General features: G+C 71.0%; 25 protein-coding genes and 2 pseudogenes. 14 read left to right on the top strand and 13 right to left on the bottom strand.

What is annotated here, in order from left to right; genetic code table 11:
* Positions 1–8 precede the first annotated feature (8 nt).
* The 5 genes from ACIBK5_RS24940 to ACIBK5_RS24920 are packed head-to-tail and all read left to right on the top strand — an operon-like array spanning position 9 to position 4350.
* Entirely contained in the window at positions 9–1733 is a 1725-nt protein-coding gene (locus ACIBK5_RS24940) for a sensor histidine kinase (protein ID WP_399022582.1), read from the top strand.
* A gap of 5 nt (positions 1734–1738) precedes the next feature.
* A complete protein-coding gene (locus tag ACIBK5_RS24935) occupies positions 1739–2149 on the top strand; it encodes a roadblock/LC7 domain-containing protein (RefSeq protein WP_003994857.1) in 411 nt (136 codons plus the stop codon).
* Complete coding sequence (locus tag ACIBK5_RS24930; RefSeq protein WP_215116839.1) at positions 2146–2517, top strand: DUF742 domain-containing protein; 372 nt, start codon at positions 2146–2148, stop codon at positions 2515–2517. The genes ACIBK5_RS24935 and ACIBK5_RS24930 overlap by 4 nt, the downstream gene beginning before the upstream one ends.
* Positions 2498–3103 carry a GTP-binding protein gene (locus ACIBK5_RS24925; RefSeq protein ID WP_399022579.1) on the top strand — a complete coding sequence of 202 codons (606 nt, stop codon included), beginning with the start codon at positions 2498–2500 and terminating at the stop codon, positions 3101–3103. Before ACIBK5_RS24930 ends, ACIBK5_RS24925 begins: the two co-directional genes overlap by 20 nt.
* Positions 3100–4350: a cytochrome P450 gene (locus ACIBK5_RS24920; protein WP_399022577.1), complete on the top strand. Its 1251-nt coding sequence runs from the start codon at positions 3100–3102 to the stop codon at positions 4348–4350. Before ACIBK5_RS24925 ends, ACIBK5_RS24920 begins: the two co-directional genes overlap by 4 nt.
* A 78-nt stretch (positions 4351–4428) precedes the next feature.
* On the opposite strand, the gene ACIBK5_RS24915 is transcribed toward ACIBK5_RS24920, so the two are convergent.
* Both ACIBK5_RS24915 and ACIBK5_RS24910 read right to left on the bottom strand, forming a co-directional pair.
* On the bottom strand, positions 4429–4698 hold the full coding sequence (locus ACIBK5_RS24915; protein WP_399022575.1) for a hypothetical protein: 270 nt from the start codon (positions 4696–4698) through the stop codon (positions 4429–4431).
* Between the two features lie 104 nt (positions 4699–4802).
* A complete protein-coding gene (locus ACIBK5_RS24910; protein ID WP_399022573.1) occupies positions 4803–6533 on the bottom strand; it encodes a hypothetical protein in 1731 nt (576 codons plus the stop codon).
* 665 nt (positions 6534–7198) lie between these two features.
* Here ACIBK5_RS24910 and ACIBK5_RS24905 point away from each other — a divergent pair.
* Both ACIBK5_RS24905 and ACIBK5_RS24900 read left to right on the top strand, forming a co-directional pair.
* Positions 7199–7663, top strand: a complete 465-nt coding sequence (locus tag ACIBK5_RS24905; protein WP_399022571.1) for a pyridoxamine 5'-phosphate oxidase family protein — start codon at positions 7199–7201, stop codon at positions 7661–7663.
* A 78-nt stretch (positions 7664–7741) separates the two neighbouring features.
* Positions 7742–8134, top strand: coding sequence for a VOC family protein (locus ACIBK5_RS24900; RefSeq protein ID WP_215116835.1), 393 nt, complete (start codon positions 7742–7744; stop codon positions 8132–8134).
* Positions 8135–8143: 9 nt separating this feature from the next.
* On the opposite strand, the pseudogene ACIBK5_RS24895 reads toward ACIBK5_RS24900, so the two are convergent.
* From ACIBK5_RS24895 to ACIBK5_RS24880, 4 genes and pseudogenes are all read right to left on the bottom strand, one after another.
* Positions 8144–8620, bottom strand: a pseudogene (locus tag ACIBK5_RS24895) (thioesterase family protein); the annotation flags it as partial.
* Between the two features lie 168 nt (positions 8621–8788).
* A pseudogene (locus tag ACIBK5_RS24890) lies at positions 8789–9112 on the bottom strand (acyl-CoA thioesterase domain-containing protein); the annotation flags it as partial.
* Positions 9113–9130: 18 nt separating this feature from the next.
* A complete protein-coding gene (locus ACIBK5_RS24885) occupies positions 9131–9457 on the bottom strand; it encodes a branched-chain amino acid transporter permease (RefSeq protein ID WP_399022569.1) in 327 nt (108 codons plus the stop codon).
* Positions 9450–10142 (bottom strand): AzlC family ABC transporter permease, encoded by a 693-nt coding sequence (locus ACIBK5_RS24880; protein ID WP_399022567.1) that lies wholly within the window; start codon positions 10140–10142, stop codon positions 9450–9452. Before ACIBK5_RS24880 ends, ACIBK5_RS24885 begins: the two co-directional genes overlap by 8 nt.
* 62 nt (positions 10143–10204) lie before the next feature.
* Here ACIBK5_RS24880 and ACIBK5_RS24875 point away from each other — a divergent pair, with 62 nt between their 5' ends.
* Complete coding sequence (locus ACIBK5_RS24875; RefSeq protein WP_399022565.1) at positions 10205–10663, top strand: Lrp/AsnC family transcriptional regulator; 459 nt, start codon at positions 10205–10207, stop codon at positions 10661–10663.
* A 73-nt stretch (positions 10664–10736) separates the two neighbouring features.
* Here ACIBK5_RS24875 and ACIBK5_RS24870 read toward each other — a convergent pair whose 3' ends face one another.
* Both ACIBK5_RS24870 and ACIBK5_RS24865 read right to left on the bottom strand, forming a co-directional pair.
* Positions 10737–11033: a DUF4235 domain-containing protein gene (locus ACIBK5_RS24870; RefSeq protein WP_399022563.1), complete on the bottom strand. Its 297-nt coding sequence runs from the start codon at positions 11031–11033 to the stop codon at positions 10737–10739.
* 40 nt (positions 11034–11073) lie between these two features.
* A complete protein-coding gene (locus ACIBK5_RS24865) occupies positions 11074–12096 on the bottom strand; it encodes a glutathione S-transferase family protein (protein ID WP_399022561.1) in 1023 nt (340 codons plus the stop codon).
* Between the two features lie 179 nt (positions 12097–12275).
* On the opposite strand from ACIBK5_RS24865, the gene ACIBK5_RS24860 reads away from it, so the two are divergent.
* On the top strand, positions 12276–13196 hold the full coding sequence (locus ACIBK5_RS24860) for a cation diffusion facilitator family transporter (RefSeq protein WP_399022559.1): 921 nt from the start codon (positions 12276–12278) through the stop codon (positions 13194–13196).
* A gap of 94 nt (positions 13197–13290) precedes the next feature.
* Here the strand turns inward: ACIBK5_RS24860 and ACIBK5_RS24855 are convergent, their stop codons facing one another.
* Both ACIBK5_RS24855 and ACIBK5_RS24850 read right to left on the bottom strand, forming a co-directional pair.
* The gene (locus ACIBK5_RS24855) at positions 13291–13740 is read right to left on the bottom strand and encodes a nitroreductase family deazaflavin-dependent oxidoreductase (protein ID WP_399022557.1); all 450 of its coding nucleotides are present in this window, start codon (positions 13738–13740) and stop codon (positions 13291–13293) included.
* A 75-nt stretch (positions 13741–13815) separates the two neighbouring features.
* The gene (locus ACIBK5_RS24850) at positions 13816–14448 is read right to left on the bottom strand and encodes a LysE/ArgO family amino acid transporter (protein WP_399022555.1); all 633 of its coding nucleotides are present in this window, start codon (positions 14446–14448) and stop codon (positions 13816–13818) included.
* Positions 14449–14817: 369 nt separating this feature from the next.
* Between ACIBK5_RS24850 and ACIBK5_RS24845 the strand changes: the two genes are divergently transcribed.
* Both ACIBK5_RS24845 and ACIBK5_RS24840 read left to right on the top strand, forming a co-directional pair.
* Entirely contained in the window at positions 14818–16014 is a 1197-nt protein-coding gene (locus ACIBK5_RS24845) for a cytochrome P450 (protein ID WP_399022553.1), read from the top strand.
* A gap of 19 nt (positions 16015–16033) precedes the next feature.
* Positions 16034–16234, top strand: a complete 201-nt coding sequence (locus ACIBK5_RS24840) for a ferredoxin (protein ID WP_372498772.1) — start codon at positions 16034–16036, stop codon at positions 16232–16234.
* 9 nt (positions 16235–16243) lie between these two features.
* Here the strand turns inward: ACIBK5_RS24840 and ACIBK5_RS24835 are convergent, their stop codons facing one another.
* Positions 16244–16795, bottom strand: a complete 552-nt coding sequence (locus tag ACIBK5_RS24835) for a TetR/AcrR family transcriptional regulator (protein WP_399022551.1) — start codon at positions 16793–16795, stop codon at positions 16244–16246.
* Between the two features lie 92 nt (positions 16796–16887).
* Between ACIBK5_RS24835 and ACIBK5_RS24830 the strand changes: the two genes are divergently transcribed.
* Together ACIBK5_RS24830 and ACIBK5_RS24825 are read left to right on the top strand one after the other, a co-directional pair.
* On the top strand, positions 16888–17346 hold the full coding sequence (locus ACIBK5_RS24830) for a nuclear transport factor 2 family protein (protein WP_399022548.1): 459 nt from the start codon (positions 16888–16890) through the stop codon (positions 17344–17346).
* A 28-nt stretch (positions 17347–17374) separates the two neighbouring features.
* Entirely contained in the window at positions 17375–17911 is a 537-nt protein-coding gene (locus tag ACIBK5_RS24825; protein WP_399022546.1) for a flavoprotein, read from the top strand.
* A gap of 3 nt (positions 17912–17914) precedes the next feature.
* Here ACIBK5_RS24825 and ACIBK5_RS24820 read toward each other — a convergent pair whose 3' ends face one another.
* On the bottom strand, positions 17915–18790 hold the full coding sequence (locus tag ACIBK5_RS24820) for a hypothetical protein (protein WP_399022544.1): 876 nt from the start codon (positions 18788–18790) through the stop codon (positions 17915–17917).
* Positions 18791–19004: 214 nt separating this feature from the next.
* Between ACIBK5_RS24820 and ACIBK5_RS24815 the strand changes: the two genes are divergently transcribed.
* Positions 19005–19973 (top strand): aldo/keto reductase, encoded by a 969-nt coding sequence (locus ACIBK5_RS24815; protein WP_399022541.1) that lies wholly within the window; start codon positions 19005–19007, stop codon positions 19971–19973.
* Between the two features lie 83 nt (positions 19974–20056).
* On the opposite strand, the gene ACIBK5_RS24810 is transcribed toward ACIBK5_RS24815, so the two are convergent.
* The gene (locus ACIBK5_RS24810) at positions 20057–20902 is read right to left on the bottom strand and encodes a phytanoyl-CoA dioxygenase family protein (protein WP_399022539.1); all 846 of its coding nucleotides are present in this window, start codon (positions 20900–20902) and stop codon (positions 20057–20059) included.
* Positions 20903–20906 lie beyond the last annotated feature (4 nt).

Raw genomic sequence — 20906 nt, 5'->3', positions numbered from 1 at the left:
GGATGCAGATGGAACTCGCCACTCCGCCACCGGCGGCGCGGGCCCCTGTCGCCTGGTACAGCTGGTGGTTGATGCCGCTGAGCTTGGGAGGCGGGACCGTTGCCGCCACCTTCATGAGCTCGGAGCGAATAACCGCGGCCGTCGCCGGACTCGCGGCGACGGCGGCCAGTGCCGTGTGCGTACGCCTGCTGCTGCGCACCCGGGCACAACTGCACAAGGCGGAGAACTCCTTCCGCACCACGCAGGCCGAGCACAACCAGCAGTGGCAGCAGCACGTGGCGGGCCTGGAACGGAAGTTCTCCGCCGAACGCGCCACCCTGGAGTCCCAGCTCACCGAGCAGAACGCGACCTACGAGCGGCGCCTGGCCGACCAGAGCGCCACGTACGAGACGCAGCTCTCCGACACCTCCCGGGCCTACGAGGAACGGCTGACCGAGCAGGCCACGTCCTACGAGGCCCAGCTCGCCGACCAGGCCGAGGTCTGGCAGGAGCAGCTCTCCCACCAGCTCGCCGCGGTCGCCCGGCTCGCCGACGAGCAACTGCCCTCCGCCATGGAGGCGCTGCGCTCCGGCGACGCCATCGACGACGTGCTGCCCACGCTCAACCAGTGCGCCAAGGTCAGCTCCGACCTCCAGGCCGAGCTGCGCAAGGTGCTGCGCACCGCCCTGATCGGCCTCGAGTCGGAGTTCGACCGCTCCACCTCCGCCGAACAGGCCGTCATCAGCATCGGCAACCGCATCCACGTGCTGACCAGCAAGCTCCGCGGCCGTCTGCACGAGATGCAGGGCGAGCACGGCAGGCTGCCGGCCGTCGCCCGGGGCCTGATGGAGCTCGACCAGGAGATCGGCCCCGCCGACTGTCTCGCCGCCAGCATCGGTGTGCTCGGCGGCTCGGACCGGCCCGGCCGGCAGTGGCAGGAGCCGCAGCGGCTGCTCAGCGTGGCGCGCGGCGGCATCGGCCGGATCAAGGACTTCCACCGGATCCAGGTCCGCCACCTGCCCGAACTCGGCGTCGACGGCGGTCTCGTGGACCACCTCACGCTGATCTTCGCTCACCTCCTCGACAACGCGGCCCGCTACTCGCCGCCCACCGAGCCGGTGCTCATCTCCGGCAAGGAGGTGCCCAACGGCGTCGGCATCGAGATCCAGGACTCCGGCAAGGGCCTGAGCGAGGAGAAGAAGCGCGAGGCCGAGCACGCCCTCGCGGGCACCGCTCCCGGAGCGGGCCTCGGCGGCATCACCGAGGACGCGAACATCGGTCTGCGCGTCGTCGGAGCCCTCGCCCGTCGCTACGGCATCCGCGTCACCTTCGCGGACTCCCCGTGGCTCGGCACCTCCGTGGTGGTCGTGGTTCCGCACAAGTACTTCAGCCCGCTGCCCGCCGCCCCCGCCGCCTCGGCGGCGCCCGCCCCCGAGGTCCGCGCCGCCACGCCAGCCCCGGCCCGCGAGACGGCCACCGCACCCGCGTCGGACGCACCGGCCGCGGCTGCGGAGACCACACCCGGCGGACTGCCCCGGCGCCGCAGCAGGCGGAACGAGGCCGCCGAGCCCAGGGAGGCCGAGCGGACGGACCGGAGCACCGTCTCCGCCATCCCGCCGGACGCCTCGTTCTCCGGTCTCGCCGCCTTCGCCACCGCCGGACGCGACGCCGAAGAGGCGTCCCGGGCGCCCGGCGACCGCGACACCGACGCCGGACGCGAGTCCACCGAGCACCGCACCGAAGAGAGCGACTAGTCCTCATGACGCAACAAGGAACAGATGTGAGCTGGGCGCTCCGCGATCTCGTCGAGAGCATCCAGGAGATCCGCTTCGCCCTCGTGGCCTCCAGCGACGGCAAGGCCATCACCTCCTACGGCGCCGAAGACCCCGACGACGTCGACCGCTTCGCCGCCGTGGTGGCCGGCCTGCAGGCCCTCGCCCAGCCGGTCGCCGAGCAGTTCCCCAAGTACGCCGGGCAGCTGCGGCTCGCGATGATCGAAGTCGACGGCGGGCACCTCTTCGTGGTCCGCGCCGGTGTGGAGACGTACCTCGGTGTCCTTGCCAGGGAAGGCCTCGACCAGGGCCTGCTCGGGCACCAGATGAGAGACCTGGCCCGCAGGATGGGTGAGCTCCTCGGCACCACTCCGCGCCTGGAGGAGCACTCTGGATGAGTGCTCCCCGCAGGCCTTCGGACCCGTCCGGTCTCGAGCGCTACTACGTCCTCACGGGCGGTCGCAGCGGACCGGGCGGTTCGGCGTCGAGCCTCGACGTGGCGACGCTGGTCGTCGCCCGCGCCGCCCCGTTACCGGGCATGCAGCACGAGCACGAGGAGATTCTCCGCCGGTGCCGCGATCCGCTGTCGGTCGCCGAACTCGGCGCTCACCTCGGGCTGCCCTTCAACATTCTCGCAGTGCTGCTGTCGGACCTGCTCGTCGCAGGTCGCGTCGAAGCCCGTAACCCCATCCCGGCGCACGACGCCGGCCGCGGGCCCGACCTCGCGCTCCTTGAGGAGGTACTCAGTGGACTTGAAAGGCTTTGACCAACCCGGAGGGCGGGCGGGCGGGGACGCCCGCTCGGTGAAGGTGATGATCGCCGGCGGGTTCGGCACCGGGAAGACCACGATGGTCCGGTCGGTCAGCGACATCAAGCCGCTCACCACCGAGGAGACCCTCACCCAGGCCAGTGCCGACGTCGACCGTCTCATCGGCGTCGCCGACAAGACGCAGACCACCGTCAGCCTCGACTTCGGCAAGATCGGCATCAACGAGAGCCTGGTGCTGTACCTGTTCGGCACGCCCGGTCAGGAGCGCTTCTGGTTCCTGTGGAACGGGCTGTTCAAGGGGGCGCTCGGCGCCATCGTCCTGGTGGACACCCGCCGCCTGGAGTCCAGTTTCCGGGCGATCGAGGAGATGGAGCGGCAGGAGGTCCCCTTCGTCGTCGCCCTGAACGTCTTCCCCGACTCCACCAACTACCCGGTCGAGGAGATCCGGGACGCCCTGGACATCCCCGAGCACACCCCGGTCATAGCCTTCGACGCCCGCGACCGGGCCTCCAGCCGGGACGTCCTCGTCGCCCTGATCCACCATCTGAAGGAACGCTCGGCCGTGGCCCTGGAGCCCCGATGAACGACTCGACCGAATCCGGACTCCAGGCCGTACGGGGCTGCCCCGTCGCCCATCACGGCGCCGACCTGACCAGGCTGTACGGCCCGGACGCCGCGACCGATCCGGGAGGCATCTACGAGCGGCTGCGCAAGGAGCACGGCTCGGTCGCGCCGGTCCTGCTCGAAGGCGACGTGCCCGCCTGGCTGGTCCTCGGATACCGCGACAACCGGCGGGTGCTCGACAACCCCCGTCAGTTCAGCCGGGACGCGCGGATCTGGCGGGATTGGCGGGACGGCCGGATCGAGGAGACCTCGCCGATCATGCCGATGGTCGGCTGGCGCCCCGACTGTGTGTCCCAGGACGGCGAACCGCACCGCAGGCTGCGCGGCGCCGTCACCGACGGGTTGCAGGCGGCGGCCGCCCGGGGCATCCGGCGGCACGTCACGTACTTCGCGAACAAGCAGATCGACGCGTTCGCCGACGCCGGGCACACCGACCTCGTGGCCGACTACGCCGAGCAGCTGCCGATGCTCGTGCTTACCAGGATGCTGGGCCTTCCCGCGGCGGACGGTCTACGTATGATTGAGTCGTGCGCCCAGGTCTTCAAGGGCGGTGAGGGCGCCCTCGAGCACAACGACCGGATCATGCAGATCCTCGCGGAACTCGCCGAGCGCAAGCGGGCCGAGCCGGGCTCCGACTTCGCCACGGCCCTGCTGGAGCACCCGGCCGGCCTCGACCACGACGAGGTCGTCAGCCATCTGCGCCTGGTGCTGATCGCCGCGCACACCACCACCAGCAATCTGCTGGCCCGGGTCCTGCAACGGGTCCTCACCGATGCCGCCCGGCTGTCCGGTCTGGTCAGCGGGGAGCTGAACGTCTCCTCAGTGGTGGAGGAGGTCATGTGGGACGCCCCGCCGCTGTCCGTGCTGCCGGGCCGGTTCGCAACCGCCGACATGGAGCTCGGAGGCCATCACGTCCAGGAGGGAGAACTGCTCATCCTGGGCCTGGCCGCCGGCAACCTCGACCCGGATGTACGGCCCGACTCGGCCGTCGCCGTGCAGGGCAACCAGTCGCACCTGGCGTTCAGCGCCGGACCGCACGAGTGCCCAGGGCAGAACATCGGCCAGTCCATCATCGAGATCGGCGTGGACGTCCTGCTGCACCGGCTGCCGGACCTGCGCCTGGCTGTACCGCCGGAAGAACTCGGCTCGACGGCCTCCACGTGGGAGTCCCGGCTGGACAGCCTGCCGGTCGAGTTCGCCGTCTAGGCCACGCCGGCGGACCGTTGCCCGGCCGGCTTCCGGCCGGGCAACGCCGTGCGTGGGTGCAGGCGGTGGCTCACACGCTCAGCAGGTCGTCAACCGAGCTGCGTCCGGGGAGTCCGGCCGAGGCCACGGGGCACACCCCTCGGTGGCGGCGTAGCGGCCGGTGGTCCGTGCGACCTCGGCCTGGACGGAGTGGTGGAGGCAGTCGCCGCGCTGCCGGCGGCCATGCGGGCCTTGCGGTGGCGCGGCGCTGTCCTCATCGTCGCCCTTCAGCAGGGGCCGTTCGGGGCGTTTGAGGTGCGGGACGGTCAGGCCGATGTCGAGGTGAGCGCCGTCGCCGAGTACGGCCATGCCCTGGCAGTGCTTTCGCGTCTGCGGTGGGGCCGGGCACAGGCTGGGCCGTTACCACCACCAGGCGGGTGTGAGCAGCGGCCCGAGCCTTCAGGATCGAGGCGTCAGCCGTCGAGCCAGTCGCCTGCGACGCCCGTGGGACGGTATCCCGTGGCGTTCCAGAGGAAATGCGGGTGGGCGCAGCCGAACATGTAGGCGAGCAGTGCGGTGTCCTCCCTCCCGGTCTGAGGGTCGTGCAGGGTGTGGAACCTCTCGGATCCGACTACGCCGGCGTCTTGTTGGACATGACGGGCGCGGTCCGGCGATGGTGCGGCGCTGGATGCCTCCACGGCGGCGATGTAGGTGCGGCGCAAGATCTCCCATGTGCTGTCCGTGTTGCCGTACCAGGGGCCGTGCAGTGCTTCGAAGGCATGGAGCTCGGCGTCGAAGAGTGCCCATGTCTGGGGGTACTGGGCTCGGCAGAGTGCGGACAGTTCGGCGGTCCTGGTGCTCAGTGCTGGTGCGGTGGGCCGCGGGGCGATGGTGAGGGTGGTGCCGTGGGTGAGGAGGCCGGTGCATGGGTTGGGCTGCAGGTCGCACAGCGTGCACTCCTCGGCCGGGGGGAGGCCCTGGGTGATGCCGTCGAACCACAGGGCGTGGCGGCCCGTGAGCCCCATCCAGACGGTGGTGGTGGTCATCAGCCAGGTGTTCCACATCGGGCTGTGGGCCTCGGGCATGCAGCCGTACTTGACGACGGCTATCGCGCAGGCAGCGTAGAGCGCCTTGGTGTGGGTGGGCATGTCGGCGAGCCAGAAGTTGCTGATCTCGCCGGTGAGGGCGTCGGCTCGTACATCGGCCATGTCGTCGATGACGCGGCACAGCAGCAGGGAGGCGAGGTTTTCCTCCTGCCAGAGTTCGGTGTCGGGGGCGACGTGCCAGAACAGGCAGTCCAGCATCTGCAGGGCCGAGTAGGTGCTCTGGTTGAGCGGGTTGGTCTGGGGGAGCATGACGCTGCCCGCGTCGTGCTGTTGGAGCCAGTACTCGTCGACGGATCGCTTGTGGGCTGCGAAGAGTCCGGAGACCAGGGCCCGTGCGCTGTTGGTGCTGAAATTCTCGGCCAGGCGGCCTTCGACGTGTTGGGTGAGGCGCGTTGTGTCGATGGTGTCGATCACGCGTTTGTATTCGTGGAAGACGAGGATGTCGTTCTCGAAGTGGTGGCGGTGGCCGAGGTCTCGTTCGAGGTCGTTCATCTGCCGGGTCCAGGACCATCCACCGGTCAGGACGCTGTCGAGTTCCCGGCGGTATGGCCAGGTCTTGACGGTGAGGGGACGACCGGCGCTCTGCCGCCAACGGTAGTCGTCCAGAGTGCGTGCGGGGGGCGTGGGCAGCCGACGGCACAGAGGGCAGGCGCAGACGGTTGTCTGCTCCTCCTCGCGCGGCGGGGCGAGTGCCCGGCTCCTCCAGGCCCCTTCCAGCATGGTGCAGGCCAGTCTGCAGACCTCGATGTCGGTACTGACTTGGGGGAAGGCTGCTTCGATCATGCGCAGGCTGGTGTCGAGGTGCCTCAACCTGGCGTAGCCCTCCTCGTCGGGCGGGAGGAACGCGGGCCGCGCCAGATGGAGGGCTCCCTCCACCTGCAGCGTCGTGCTGGAGTGGGGGGAGCCGAATGCGTTCAGCCGCTGCTGAGCGGCGTTCTGGGACTTTCGGTACTGCTCCGTGCTCCCATTGATCTGTTTCACCAGGAGGCGGGCCAGGATGTTCCCCGCCTCCGTGGGCTGGATCTGGGCGCTTGGCTGCGCCGGGAGCGAGCTGTCGGCGGATGCCTTCGTAACAGCACCTGCGACTCGAGATTTCACACCGGTCTCCCCATAAGCTGTGGTCCTGGCAACGGAATCGATCGACCGTGGTCGTTGACCTGCCGTGTCCGGGAATCTTCTGTACTTTCCGCGACGACCTCGCCGGACAGCCGGACTCATGCGACCGGCTTTGGCTCCTGCTGCGAACGACCGTGAGAGGCACGACTGCTGCGATGACGGCACTCCTGCTGCAAGGCGAGCACCTGCATCGCCGCCTCAGCTGTATTGATCAGGAAGCACTCGCGGTCCGTCAGGCGTAGCGCGACCCCTGGAGCCGAGATGCGCTGCTTCGCCCGAGGCGTGTGGGTAGCTGACCGGGATGTCGAAGGGGAGGTCGAACCGGACGTCCTGAGGCATGGGCTTCCTTTCGGGAGACGGACCGCAGAGCCCCCCGCCCCTGCGAGCGGACGGTGCCTTGACCGGCCGCACACTCGAACTCGACTTCGCAGTCCGAACGTTGAACCGAGAAGCGGTACGAGACTGCCCACGGCGGGAATAAGCCATTCCGTGACACTGCCGTGATCTCGGTTACTGCGGAAAGCGCTTGAGCTGCGTATGCTCCCTCGTCCCTCACCCGGCTCGGCCCGTCCGCCGGGCCTCCCCGGCCTCCTGGCGTCACACTGGACCTCGTCCGTTCTGACGACTCTTCAGGAGGCGCACCGACGATGACGTCCGCACCCGTACGCGGCGCTGAGCAGCGCAAGAAGGACACCCTGCACCGTCTGGACCACGATGTGGACGCCTGGGTCGCCACGGCCGGCACCGCGTCGGGGACGCCGCACCTCGTCCCGCTGTCCTTCCTCTGGAACGGCTCGTACCTGCTGTTCGCCACTCCCGCGTCGAGCCCCACCGGACGGAACCTGACCGCGACCGGCCGCGCCCGGGTGGGCATCGGGCCGACCCGTGACGTCGTCCTGCTCGAGGGCACCGTCGAGACCGTCCAGCCCGGCGAGCTGGCGGAGCAGGACGCCGAACTCTTCGCCGCCAAGACCGGGTTCGATCCCCGGCGGCTGGCCACGCCGTACCTCTACTTCCGGGTGGTACCGCGGCGGGTGCAGGCCTGGCGGGAGGCCGACGAACTGCACGGCCGCGAACTCATGCGCGACGGACGGTGGTTGAGGTCCGACTGAATCGGCCGTGCCGGGATAACCGCAAGGTACGAGGCCGTGGGGCAGCACGCCCCGCGGACGGAATCCTGCGGAGGAGACATGGCCCTGGTGAAAGCGGGTGTCCTGGTGCTCGACTGCGCCGAGCCCGAGAAGCTCGCCGTGTTCTACAAGGAGTTGCTGGAAGGGGAGGAGTCGGACGCGACGGCCAACCGGGTGGAGATCAGGAGCGCCGACGGCTTCCGGATCGCCCTGCGCCGGGACGTCAACGCCACCCCGCCCAGCTGGCCGCGCCCCGAGAACTCCCTCCAGGCCCATCTGGAGTTCGTGGTGGACGACCTCGACGCGGTGGAACGCCGGGTCATCAGCCTGGGCGGACGCCCCCTGGAGGCCAAGGACGCCTCGGGCCCCCTGGAGGAACGCGGGTACGCCGACCCGGCGGGCCACTCCTTCACCCTGCGCCGCACCGCGCCGACGGCACCCAAGCAGGGCTGAGCCCGGCGTTCAGCCGGATACCGGCATCGGCCTGACGGTGAGGATCTGCTGGGCATGGCCGACGGGTCCGGCGAGGTCGTACAGGACGGTGCTGGTGACGCCCTGGCCGGTGGCGCCGAAGGTGACGGTCGTGTCGAGCCCGGTCCAGGGGCCTTCCGGCCGGCGGTGGAGGTGGACGGTGAGGTCGACGTTCGGGAACATCCACCGGTCGGGCGACTGGCGTACGGCGATGCCGTTGGCGGTGTCGACGAGCGCGATGTAGGAGGCGAGCGGGCTCGCCGTCTGCCCGGCCACCAGGTCGAGCGAGGTGGAGATCCAGGCCGTCGTGCGGCCCGGACGCGGCGGCGTCGGCGGGCGGACGTCGAGGGAGGCGATGTATCCGCCGGGCCACACGGAGCTCAGCGGCCACGGGGCGAGCAGTTCGGGAGGGGTGAGCCGGCCGGTGCCACCGCCGGCGACCTCCGCGGTGTCGCCGTCGGCGAGGAGTTAGGGGGCTTCTGATGGATCTCCGCGGCGTCGCGACGCCCGGCACGCACTCTCGCCGCACCGGACAAAAGGCCTAGTAGCTCCGCTACGAGGCCTTCCGCCCGGCACGCCGAGAGCACGCACCGAACGCCGCTCCTTCTTCCACGGAGATCCATCAGAAGCCCCCTAAGCCCGGGCCCGTACGACGGGGCGCCCGGCGATCAGGGCGACGGCTTCGACGAGTTCGATGGTGCGGCCGGGCCGGACGGTCTCCACCCGTATCTCGCACTCGTCCAGGGCGAGGCGCCCGAGGATGTCGAAACTGATCCGGGACAGGTTCAGGCGGCTGTCGGAGCCCGTGTCCCGCTGCCGGTCGATGGCGTGGACGAGCAGGCCGGCGAGTGGGCTGAAGTGCTGCTCGGCCGGATCCCATGCGCCGCTCGCGTGTCCGGTGGGCCTGTAGCGGTGCGCGTCGACGGGCTCGAAGTAGCTGCCGGTGTTCAAAGGAAGCATGCCTCTCGGGGGACGGGGTCAGTGGGTGAAGACCGCGCTGGCCAGGGCCACATGGACGGCCGTGCCGGCGAGGATGCTCAGCAGGGCGTTGCGGAGCCACAGGTGCAGGCCGACGGTGACGGCCAGGGCGGCCAGCGGGGCCACGGCGCGCGACTCGGTGAGCGGCAGATCGCGCAGGCAGTAGACGACCAGGATCACCATCACCCCGGCAGGCATACGGACGCTGAGGTACCGCACGGTGGCGCTGGCCCGCAGCGGCGCCAGCGCGGCGAACGGCAGGGCGCGCAGGGACCAGGTGACGGCCGCGGTGACGAGGACCGCGACGACGGCGTAGGTGTCAGACATGAGCGGGCTTCCTCCGGTCGGCGAGCCGGCGTGCCAGGAGGCCGGCGGTGAACAGGGCGAAGGCCGCAAGCAGCAGCTGACCCGGGAAGAACAGCCGGGCGCCCAGGGCGCAGAGCAGGGCGAGCACGGGGGTCGGCAGATCGCCCCGCAGGTCACGGACCGCGTCGAGTGCGAGAACGACGAACAGGGCGGTCAGGGCGAAGTCCAGGCCGGTGACGCTGTCCGGGACGAGGGAGCCCAGCAGGGCCCCGGCGGTCGCGCTGCCGGCCCAGTACAGGTGCATGAAGAACTGCAGCCACAGGATGCGCGGGCTGGACCAGTCGCGGGCCTGCTCGGTCGCGGTCAGCGCGTACGCCTCGTCGGTGAGGGCGAAGGTGCTGTACGTCCTGGCGAACCGGCCCCGCACGCGGTGCAGGGGAAAGGACAGCGCGTAGAAGAGGTGCCGCGCCTGTACCAGGAAGGCGGCCAGGGCGATGGACACCAGCGGTGCGGCGGCCACGACCATGCCGATCAGCAGGAACTCGAACGAGCCGCCGTAGACCAGTGCCGCGGACAGCCCGGCCCACCACCAGTCGAGTCCCGACTGCACCACGAGCGCCCCGAAGGCGAGACCGAGCGGCACCATCCCGAGGCCCACGGAGGCACAGTCCTGGAAGGCGGCGCGCGCCGCAGGGCTTATTCGCATGTCGACATTTTAGGAAAGTTCGCACCTCATATGGTTGCCGATTGTGGCTCTATGATCTCCATATGGGCAATGAAGATGGCCTCGATGCCGTCGACCGAGAAATTCTGTTTCACCTGCGTCAGGACGGCCGGCTGCCGAACGTCGAGCTGGCCAGGCGGGTGGGGCTGACTCCGCCTCCCTGCCTGCGCCGGGTCAAGCGTCTGGAGGAGAGCGGCGTCATCGCCGGCTACCGGGCCGTCATCGACCCCGGAGCCTTGGGCCGCGAGCTCGAAGTGCTCGTCGACGTCGAGATCTACGCCCAGGACCGCAGGACCGTCGAGGAGTTCGAGACCACCGTGGCCTCCTACGAGGAGGTCGTCGAGTTCCGGCGGATGTACGGACGCCCCGACTACTTCCTCCGCGTCGCCGTCGCCGACCACGCCGCCTACGAGGCCTTCATGATGAGCAGGCTCAGCGGACTGCCCGCCGTTCTCCGCCTCGAGTCCCACCTCACCATGAAGACGATCAAGGTGGACGGCTGAGCGGACGCCCGGCACGGACCGGCCCCGCCGGCGGCACGGGCCAGGCGGGGCCGGGCGAGGCCGGGGCCTTCTGTCAGTCCCTGCCGCCCTTCTCGTCAGCCGGCCATGTGCCGGTCGAACGCTCGATGGCCTTGGCGCCCGCGCGATCGACGGCGCTGCGCACCACCGCGAAGATGGCGCCCTGGACGGCTGCGGCCAGCAGGATCTCGCCCCAGCCGCGGTCCCGGTCCAGCGCGTCGGGCGCGTCCTCCTCGTGCCGGATCGCCATCCACGTCTTGCGGAAGGCCAGCCCGGACAGCCAGCCGCTCGACCAGCCCAGCACGAACCCGAGGGGCTGGTAGGCGAGGGGCAGCTTCTTCTTCTTGGCCACGGGGATCTCCTTCGTCGCTCAGGGGGGTGGGTGGGGGTGGTCAGGGTGTGTGCGCGGCCGGGACCCGCTCCTCGGCGCGGACCGGCCCCGGCGGTGTGCCGTCGCCGAAGGGCCGGCCGCCCAGTTCCGCACGGTGGTGCGGGGCCGACCAGCCCGACAGGTCCGGGCCCAGCGGCACGACGCGGGTCGGGTTGATGCCCGTGTGCACCTGGTAGTAGTGGCGCTTGATGTGGTCGAAGTCGACGGTGTCGCCGAACCCGGGCGTCTGGTACAGGTCCCGGACGTACGCCCACAGCACCTGGTTCTCCGTCAGCTTCCAGCGGTTGCACTTGAAGTGGCCGTGGTAGACGGCGTCGAAGCGGACCAGCGTGGTGAACAGCCGGATGTCCGCCTCGGTGATCGTGTCGCCGACGAGGTACCGCCGGCCCTCCAGCCGCGCCGCGAGCAGCTCCAGCCGCCGGAAGACCCTCGCGCAGGCGGCCTCGTACTCCTCCTGCCCGGTGGCGAACCCCGCCCGGTACACGCCGTTGTTGACGTCCTCGTAGACGTCCGCCATCACCGCGTCGATCTCGTCGCGCAGCGCGTCCGGGTAGAGGTCGGGCGCGCCCTGCCGGTGCAGGGCCGTCCATTCGGTCGCCAGGTCGAGCGTCAGCTGCTGGTAGTCGTTGGTGACCAGCTTCCCGCTGGGCACGTCCACGATCGCCGGCACACTGACACCGCCGGGGTAGTCGGACTCCCGCCGGTCGTAGGCCTCGCCGAGGTAGCGGATGCCGAGAACCGGGTCGCGGCCGTCCTCGTCCAGCGTGAAGCGCCAGCTGCGGTCGTCCTGGATCGGGTCGGCGACGGCCAGGGACAGCGCGTCCTCCAGGCCGAGCAGCCGCCGGGAGACCAGCGACCGGCTCGCCCACGGGCAGGCACGGCTGACGACCAGACGGTAGCGGCCCGCCTCCACCGGCCAGCCGTCCCGGCCGTCCGCCGTGATCCGGTCCGCGAAATGCGCCTTGGACCGTTTGAACGACCTCCTGCCGTAGGCGCTGTTGCCGTCGCCGTCGTCGCGGCTCATGGGGGTGACCTCCTTGCCGTGCGTGTGGCCCGCTCGTCGTGCGAGTGCCCTGTCTGTCGTGCGTGTGCCCTGGTGAACGCGTTCCCCTTTTTCGGCCGACGGCACGGTGTGAGCACCGCCGAGCGGGGCAATCGGCGTGGGTGACTGAACAAGGATCTGATCGGAGGACACGCGTCACCGTGCTGGTGGCGCTCGCGGCCAACCTGGTGATCGCGGTCGCCAAGGCCGTCGGAGGCCTGGCCGCGGGATCACCCGCCCTGCTGTCGGAGGCGGCCCACTCGGTGGCCGACAGCCTGAACGAGGTCTTCCTGCTGGCGGCGCTGCGTCGCAGCCGCCGCCCCGCCGACCGGCGTCACCCCTTCGGCTACGGCAAGGAGCGGTTCTTCTGGTCGCTCCTCGCGGCGGTCGGGATCTTCGTCATGGGCGGCTGCTTCTCCTTCTTCCAGGGCTTCGAGGCCCTCGCGAGCGGATCGGAGGAGAAGCTCAGCGGCTATGTCGCCGGCCTGATCGTGCTCGGCATCGCCCTCCTCGCGGAGGGCGGCTCCTTGTTGCGCGCCCTGTACCAGGTGCGCGGGCAGGGTGGCATGCGCGCCGGGCTGCGCGACCCGGCCCTGCGGACGGTCGTCGCCGAGGACGGCACCGCGGTGCTCGGCGTCACGCTGGCCATGGCGGGCATGGCGCTGCACATGGTCACCGGACAGGTGGTGTGGGAGGCGGCGGCATCCCTGGCGATCGGCGCGCTGCTGGTCTACGTCGCCTTCCGGCTGGGCCGTGACGCGCGCGACCAGCTGATCGGCGAGGCGGCCGACCCGGAGGCGAGCGGGCGGATCCAGGCACTGCTGCGGGCGCAGCCCGAGATCGACAGTGTGGAGGCACTCTTCACGATGAAGACGGGCCTCGACTCGGCCCTCGTGGCCGCCCGTGTCGACCTGGTGCCGGGCCTGGACAGCGAGCACGTCGAGGACGTCGCCGTGCGCATCAAGCGCTCCATCGCCCGGACGGTGCCCGAGGCGCACCAGATCTTCCTCGACGTCACGGACCGTCGGGCCCGGGAGGCAGCGGAAAGCCCCGCCGCGACGGGGGAACGCGGCGGGGCCTGAACCACGCGTGCCCCGCCGCCGGGGGTTCATGCACACCGGGCGAAACTTTTCTGCCGGTGGATTTCCCCCGGGGGCAGGGCGGGCCGGCTCTGTGTCACCCGCCCTCTGCCGGCTCCAGCACGAACACCGGAATCTCCCGGTCCGTCTTCTTCTGGTAGTCCGCGTAGGCCGGATACGCCGCGACGGCCCGGTCCCACCACTCGGACTTCTCCTCGCCCGTGACCTCACGGGCGGTCATGTCCTGTTTCCGCGGCCCGTCCTGGAGCTCCACGTGCGGGTCGGACTTGAGGTTGAAGTACCAGACCGGGTGCTTGGGCGCACCGCCGAGGGAGGCGACGGCGGCGTACCGCCCCTCGTGTTCCACCCGCATCACCGGTGTCTTGCGCAGTTTGCCGCTCTTGGCGCCCCGGGAGGTCAGGACGACGACCGGCATCTTGGAGCCCTGCAGCGTCGTCCCCTCCGTACCGCCGGAGCTCTCGTACAGTTCCACCTGCTTGCGCACCCACTGCGTCGTGCTGGGTTCGTACTCGCCCTCGAGAGGCATGGCATTCCGTCCCATCGTCGTGTCAGAGGCCGACTGGTACCTGGTACCTGCCCCCAACACCGGTACGCCGGGGAATCATCCAGGAGAAACCGCCATTCGGACGGCAAGAGCCGTCATCACGCCACTCGCCACCAGCGCCGTCGCCAGCCGGCCCCGGCGACCGGTCAGCGCCCTGCCCAGCAGGGCACCGCTCCCGGCGAGCAGCACCTGCCAGCTGGCCGATGCGGCGAAGGCGGCCAGGACGAACACGCCCTGCTCCACCGGCCCGGCCGGACCCGTGGCCCGGGAGCCGAGCACCAGGGCCGCGAAGTAGATCACGGTGGTGGGGTTGAGCAGGGTGATGCCGAGCAGCCCCGCGAAGGCCCGGGCGGGACTCGGGGGAGCGGCGCCCGTCCGCGTGGCGAGCCGGTGGCCGCGGTACTCGCGCAGGGCGCCGGCCGCGCCCCACACCGCCAGCCCGAGCAGCACCAGGACACAGACCCAGCGCAGCGGCCCGAGCACCGGCCGCAGCGCGGCGGCCAGGGCCGTACCCCCGAGCGTGGCGGCGAGGGCGTACAGCCCGTCGGCGGTGGCGACGCCGAGCGCGGCGCACACACCGGTACGCAGGGATGTGCGGGCGGTGAGCGAGACGAGGTAGGTCCCGACCGCGCCCACGGGAACGGCGATGCCGTATCCGGCGAGCAGCCCCGCGAGGAGCGCGGCCGTCATGACCGCGGCGGCGTCGGCCCTCCACGGCGGCCGGACCGCTGCTGTCGGCGCGCGGCAGGAGCGGCGGCGGACAGCGGCAGCGACGGCGAAAGGACCTCGAGCGTAGGCATGGCTGGATCCTGGGGCCTGTCCCGCCGCGGCGACAACCGGTTTTCGAATCGCCGCCATGACTTCCCGGGAGCCCCCGGCTCCCGGCAAGGGCCCTGTTCGCACGCCACGGACCCCGACCCCGGCCTTCGAACGTGAAGACGGCATTCCCCGGCCATGTTTGCAGCCGCCACCGATCTGGCCGAACTTCGCGTCGCCCTATAGGTGCCCGGGGCATCTAATGATGATCGGCACGACGCACTACTCGTCTGCGAGGTCTTCATGACGGACACGACCGCACCCGTCGCCTACCCCCAGAGCCGGACCTGCCCCTACCAGCCGCCCGCCGCCTACGACGTGCTGCGCACCGAGCGCCCCCTCACCCGTATCACCCTCTTCGACGGCCGCGAGGCCTGGCTGGTCAGCGGGCACGCGATCGCCCGCGCGCTGCTGGCCGACCCGCGTCTGTCGTCCGACCGCGACCGGCCCGGCTTCCCCGCCCCGACCAAGCGGTTCGCCGGGATCCGCAACCGCAGAACGGCCCTGCTGGGCGTCGACGACCCCGAGCACCGCACCCAGCGCCGCATGGTCGTCGGGGACTTCACCCTCAAACGGGCCGTCGAACTCCGGCCACGGATCCAGCAGATCGTCGACGAGCGGCTCGACGCGATGATCGCCCAGGGCCCGCCGGCGGACCTGGTGACCGCCTTCGCGCTGCCCGTGCCGTCCATGGTGATCTGCGCCCTGCTCGGCGTCCCGTACTCCGACCACGACTTCTTCGAGACCCAGTCACGGCGGCTGCTGCGCGGCCCGGAGACCGCCGACGTGCTGGACGCCCGCGACCGGCTCGAGGCCTACTTCGGCGAGTTGATCGACCGCAAGCGGGAGAAGCGGGGCACCGGTCTGCTGGACGACCTGGTGCACCGGCAGGCGGACGAGGGCGCACTCGACCGCGAGGGCCTGATCGCCATGGCGCTCATCCTGCTGGTCGCGGGCCACGAGACGACCGCCAACATGATCTCGCTCGGCACCTTCACCCTGCTCCAGCACCCCGAGCGGCTCGCCGAACTGCGCGCGGACCCGGCCTTGCTGCCGACCGCGGTCGAGGAGCTGATGCGGATGCTGTCGATCGCGGACGGCATGTTGCGGCTGGCCGTCGAGGACATCGAGGTGGCCGGGACGACGATCAGGAAGGGCGAGGGCGTGGTCTTCGCGACCTCCGTCATCAACCGCGACGAGACGGTCTACCCCGACCCGGACACCCTCGACTGGAACCGCCCCTCCCGGCACCATGTCGCGTTCGGCTTCGGCATCCACCAGTGCCTCGGGCAGAACCTCGCCCGCGCCGAGCTGGAGGTCGCCCTGCACACCCTCTTCGCCCGGCTGCCCGGCCTGCGCCTGGCCGCCCCGCCCGACGAGATCCCCTTCAAGCCGGGCGACACGATCCAGGGGATGCTGGAACTCCCCGTGACCTGGTAAGAGGCTTCCGTACATGCACATCGACATCGAGATCGACACGGACGTCTGCATCGGCGCCGGCCAGTGCGCCCTGACCGCCCCGGAGGTGTTCACCCAGGACGACGACGGCTACAGCGCCCTGCTGCCCGGCCAGGAGGACGGCGGCGGCAGCCCGCTGGTGCGAGAGGCCGCCCGGGCCTGCCCGGTGAGCGCCATCACCGTCTCGGAGAGGGTGAGCTGAAGCCCGGGCTCACACGGTCCCCAGGAGCAGCCGGGCCGCCTCGCGCGCCTCGGCCGCCGGCTCGGCGCTTCTGGTGACCCCCGCCGTGACCATGGCACCCTCGGCCAGCAGGAACAGCTGCCCGGCCAGCGCGCCGGGCAGCCCCGCCGCGTCCACGAGCGAGGCAAGGTAGTCGCGGAACGCCCGCTTGTGCGCGCGCACTTGGCCGGCCACGCGCGGTGACGTGGCGCCGAGCTCGCCGTAGGCGTTGAGCCACGCGCAGCCGCGGAAGCCCGGCTCTCCGAACCATCCGCCGAGCCAGTCGAACACGGCCAGGATCCGCTCGCGGGGCTCCCCGTGCCGCTCGACGTACTCGGCCAGCTGCCCGCGCCAGCGCGTGTCGCGACGCTCCAGATACGCCTCCACCAGTTGTTCCTTCGCCGGGAACAACTGGTAGAGCCGCTTGAGCGAGACCCCGGACGTGCCGCGGACGTCGTCCATCCCGACGGATCGCACGCCCCGCCCGTAGAACAGCTCCTCGGCCGCGTCCAGCGCCCGCTCCCGGGCCACCGCGCTGTCCATGTGCCACCACTCCTTGACGAGAGAACGATCGTTCTCCTACGGTAGCAGCCATCGAGAGAACGACCGTTCTCCGCTGTGACCGGGGAGTATCGATGACCGACCGCCCGCCCCTGCCGCCCTTCACCCGCGAGAGCGCCGCACAGAAGGTCCAGGCCGCCGAGGACGCCTGGAACACCCGCGACCCGCACAGGGTCGCCCTCGCCTACTCGGAGGACTCCGTCTGGCGCAACCGCGACACCTTCGTCACCGGCCGCGCCCGGATCGTCGAGTTCCTGACCGCCAAGTGGGAGCGCGAGCAGGAGTACGCGCTGCGCAAGGACCTCTGGGCCTTCGACGGCAACCGCATCGCCGTCCGCTTCCAGTACGAGTGCCGGGACGGCGAGGGACAGTGGTGGCGCTCCTACGGCAACGAGCTGTGGGAGTTCGACGAGCACGGCCTGATGACCCGCCGTGAGGCGAGCATCAACGACGTGCCGATCGAGGAGAAGGAACGCCGCATTCTCGGCCCCCGGCCGGAGCAGGAACGTGGTCGCACCTTCCCGGTCCGGTGAGCCCGGGGGAGTCGTTAGGGTTTCCGGGATGACCGAACAGGCCGCCCGCAAGCCCTTCCTCTACGTCGTCGTCTGCGCCGCCGGAGTCGCCGCGGACGTCAGCAAACTGATCACCGCCGCGCAGGAGCGGGACTGGGGGGTCGGCGTCATCGCGACGCCCGTCGCCGTGAACGGCTTCTTCGACACCGCCGCTGTCGAAGCCCAGACGGGTCGTCCCATCCGCTCCGCCTGGCGCACCCCTGGCGAGCCCCGCCCGTTCCCGGCACCCGACGGCCTGGTCCTCGCCCCCGCCACCTTCAACACCGTCAACAAGTGGGCCGCCGGCATCGCCGACACCCTCGCGCTGGGCACCCTGTGCGAGGTCGCGGGGCTCGGCGTGCCGATCGCCGTCCTGCCCTGCGTCGCCGACGCCCTGGCCGCCCACCCCGCCTACCGGGACAGCCTCGAACGGCTGCGGGGGATGGGCGTGCGGTTCGGGGAGCCGTACACCGGAGAGCCGGACGAGGACGGCGGGCGGCCGGAGTTCGGCTGGGAGCGGGCGCTGGACCTGGTCGAACGGGGCTGACCGTCAGCCGCAGCCGACCGTGGGCCCCTCCACCATGCCGCCGGTGTAGAGCGCCTGCCCGCGCGGCATCCAGTAGCCCAGCTTCGAGACCACCGTCGAGCAGGCGGACCCCTGGGTGACCTGGACCCGAACGGTGGCCGGACGGCCCGGCTGGAGGTCGGTCAGCGCACAGTCCACGGAGTACGTCAGCCTGGCCTCGGACGGGGCCCGTCCGATCAGCGGGTTGACGCAACGGGCGTCCGCCGTGCTGATCCGCACCCCCTTGCTCTCCTCGCCGATCAGCCCGAAGCGGGCACTGCCGTCGCCCTGTTCGCTGTCGCGGTACACCCGGTAGGTCAGCGTGGTGGTGGCCCCGCGACGCAGGGTGGTCCGGTCGACCTCGACGCGGTGCGTGGGCCGCTGCTTCGGGGCGCTCAGGGTGAGCGTGGTCCGGACCGTGCCGCGCAGATCCACACCGCCCGGCGTGGAGCGGACGTGCACGGTGGCCGTGACGTCGTAGGTCCCCGGGCCGGGGTACGGCTGCGAACCGGGGAGCGTCCCGGAGGCGACCGTCCTGCCCTCGCGTTTCGCCGTCCACGTGCCGGAGGTCAGACAGGCGTACCGGGCGGACGTGCCGGGACGGCCGCAGTTCGCGGGGGCCGAGACCGCCATCACCGGAGTACCGCTGCCCGCGCACAGGCTGACGGTGGCCCGCTCGCCCTGCGTACCGCGCAGGGTGCCCGCGGGTGCGCACAGCGTCGCCGGCCCCTCGGCCGCCGGAACCTGGGCCCGGACCTCGTGCCCGGGCGGTGCCGGCCGGCTCCAGGCGGTCGAGACCAGGGCGAGGGACGCCGCGGCCGCCCCGGTCAGGATCCTGAGTGTCCTCCGTCGTGCCGCCACGCCTGCTCCCTTACGCCGCCGACCGGCCGGGCGCCGGTCACCTGCGCCGAGGATGCGGCAGCGGTCCGGCCCCCTCGCCGCTCCCACGCCGTGCGGTCACCTGGGGGCAGCAACGATGACGACCCGTCAGCCGGTCCGGCGCACCCTGCCTTCGAGGGCACACGAGCACGTACGCTCCCCCTGGAACCCCCTCCCGAAGGCAGGAGCAGCAACGATGCAGTACGTGAAGCTCGGTTCGACGGGCCTGGACGTCTCCCGGATCTGTCTGGGGTGCATGACCTACGGCCTGCCCGACCGCGGCCGTCACGAGTGGACCCTCGGCGAAGAGGCCTCGCGCCCGCTGATCCGGCAGGCTGTCGAGGCGGGGATCAACTTCTTCGACACGGCCAACGTCTACTCCGACGGCACCAGCGAGGAGATCACCGGCCGTGCCCTGCGCGACTTCGCCCGCCGCGACGAGATCGTGCTCGCGACGAAGGTGAACGGCCGGATGCGCCCCGGACCGAACGGCGGCGGACTGTCCCGCAAGGCGATCCTCACCGAGCTCGACCAGAGCCTGACCCGCCTCGGCACCGACTACGTCGACCTCTACCAGATCCACCGCTTCGACCCGCACACGCCCGTCGAGGAGACGATGGAGGCCCTGCACGACGTCGTCAAGGCCGGCAAGGTCCGCTACATCGGGGCCAGCTCGATGTACGCCTGGCAGTTCTCCAAGGCCCAGTACACGGCCCGCCTGAACGGCTGGACGCGCTTCGTCTCCATGCAGAACCACTACAACCTCGTCTACCGCGAGGAGGAGCGCGAGATGCTGCCCCTCTGCGCGGACCAGGGCGTGGGCGTACTGCCCTGGAGCCCGCTCGCCCGCGGCCGCCTCACCCGCGACTGGGACACCACGACCGAGCGCAGCGCCACCGACACCTTCGGCAGCAACCTGTACCAGGACGGCGACCGCACCATCGTCGAGACCGTCACCCGCATCGCCGCCGACCGCGACGTCCCCCGCGCCCAGGTGGCCCTGGCCTGGCTGCTCCACCAGTCCACGGTGACGGCGCCGATCGTCGGAGCGTCGAAGCCCGGGCATCTGGAGGACGCGGTGGCCGCCGTCGACCTCCACCTCAGCGACAAGGAACTCGAGGAACTGGAGCGCCCCTACACAGCACATCCGATCGCCGGCCACTGAAACGCCCATCCTGGGGGCGCGGGGAACTGCGCGACCAGCCACAACGGCGCTGCACACGAACCACTGCACTTCCCGCGGAGCGGTCAGTGGGGCCCCTGCGGCGACGCGAACTCCGTCCCGCAGGGCCCCGCCCCCTCACTCTCGGGCAGTTCCACCCGAGCCCCACTCATCGACAAGGTCCGGTAGAACCTTCCGATCCGCTCGGCCGACCGCCCCACATAGTGTCCGATGAACGACCGCCGGAACCGGTCGGCCGCATGGTTCGGCTGCGACCCGTGCACCAGACTGCCGTTGAAGAACAGAACGTCCCCCGGCGCCATGTCCACCGGCACGGCGGCCATCCCCGGAGGCGGCGGAACGTACTCCCGCGCGAACGACACATCCGAGTCGGCCAGTTCGGGACAGAACACGTCCATCCGGTGCGTGCCCGGCACGACCTCCAGCCCGCCGTTCTCCCGGTCGATCACATCGCACGCCACCCACGCGGCCACACAGGTGCCCGGCTCGACCCGCAGATAGAAGTTGTCCTGGTGCAGCGCCTGTCCCCGGGCGCCCGGCGGCTTGAAGTAGAACATGCTCTGCGCGGCCAGGACCTCCTCCCCGAGGAGCACCTCCAGGACCGTCCGCAGCCGGGCGTCCAGCAGTACCTCACGTGCGAGGTCGTTGATCTCGTGCGGCTGCATCACCCTGGGCCACACGTGCAGCGGATCGGCCCCCGGCGCGTCCGCCGCACGCGGTTCGAAGTGCCCGGGAACCGGGCCGCCGGCATGCAGCGCCGCGAATTCGCCGCACAGCCGCTCGATCTCCCCGGCCCCGAAGAGCCCGCGCACCACCGTGAAGCCGTCCTCCTCGAACCCCTCCCGGTACCGCCGGAGCCCGGCGGGGTCCAGGAGGTCAGCTCCGGCGGCGCCGTTGTCCATGACTGTCATGAGC

The sequence above is a fragment of the Streptomyces sp. NPDC050546 genome, assembly GCF_044457425.1.
In the GTDB taxonomy this organism is placed as follows: domain Bacteria; phylum Actinomycetota; class Actinomycetes; order Streptomycetales; family Streptomycetaceae; genus Streptomyces.
Note: the sequence above shows the minus strand (reverse complement) of the source record. Positions and strands in the feature narration are given on the sequence as shown.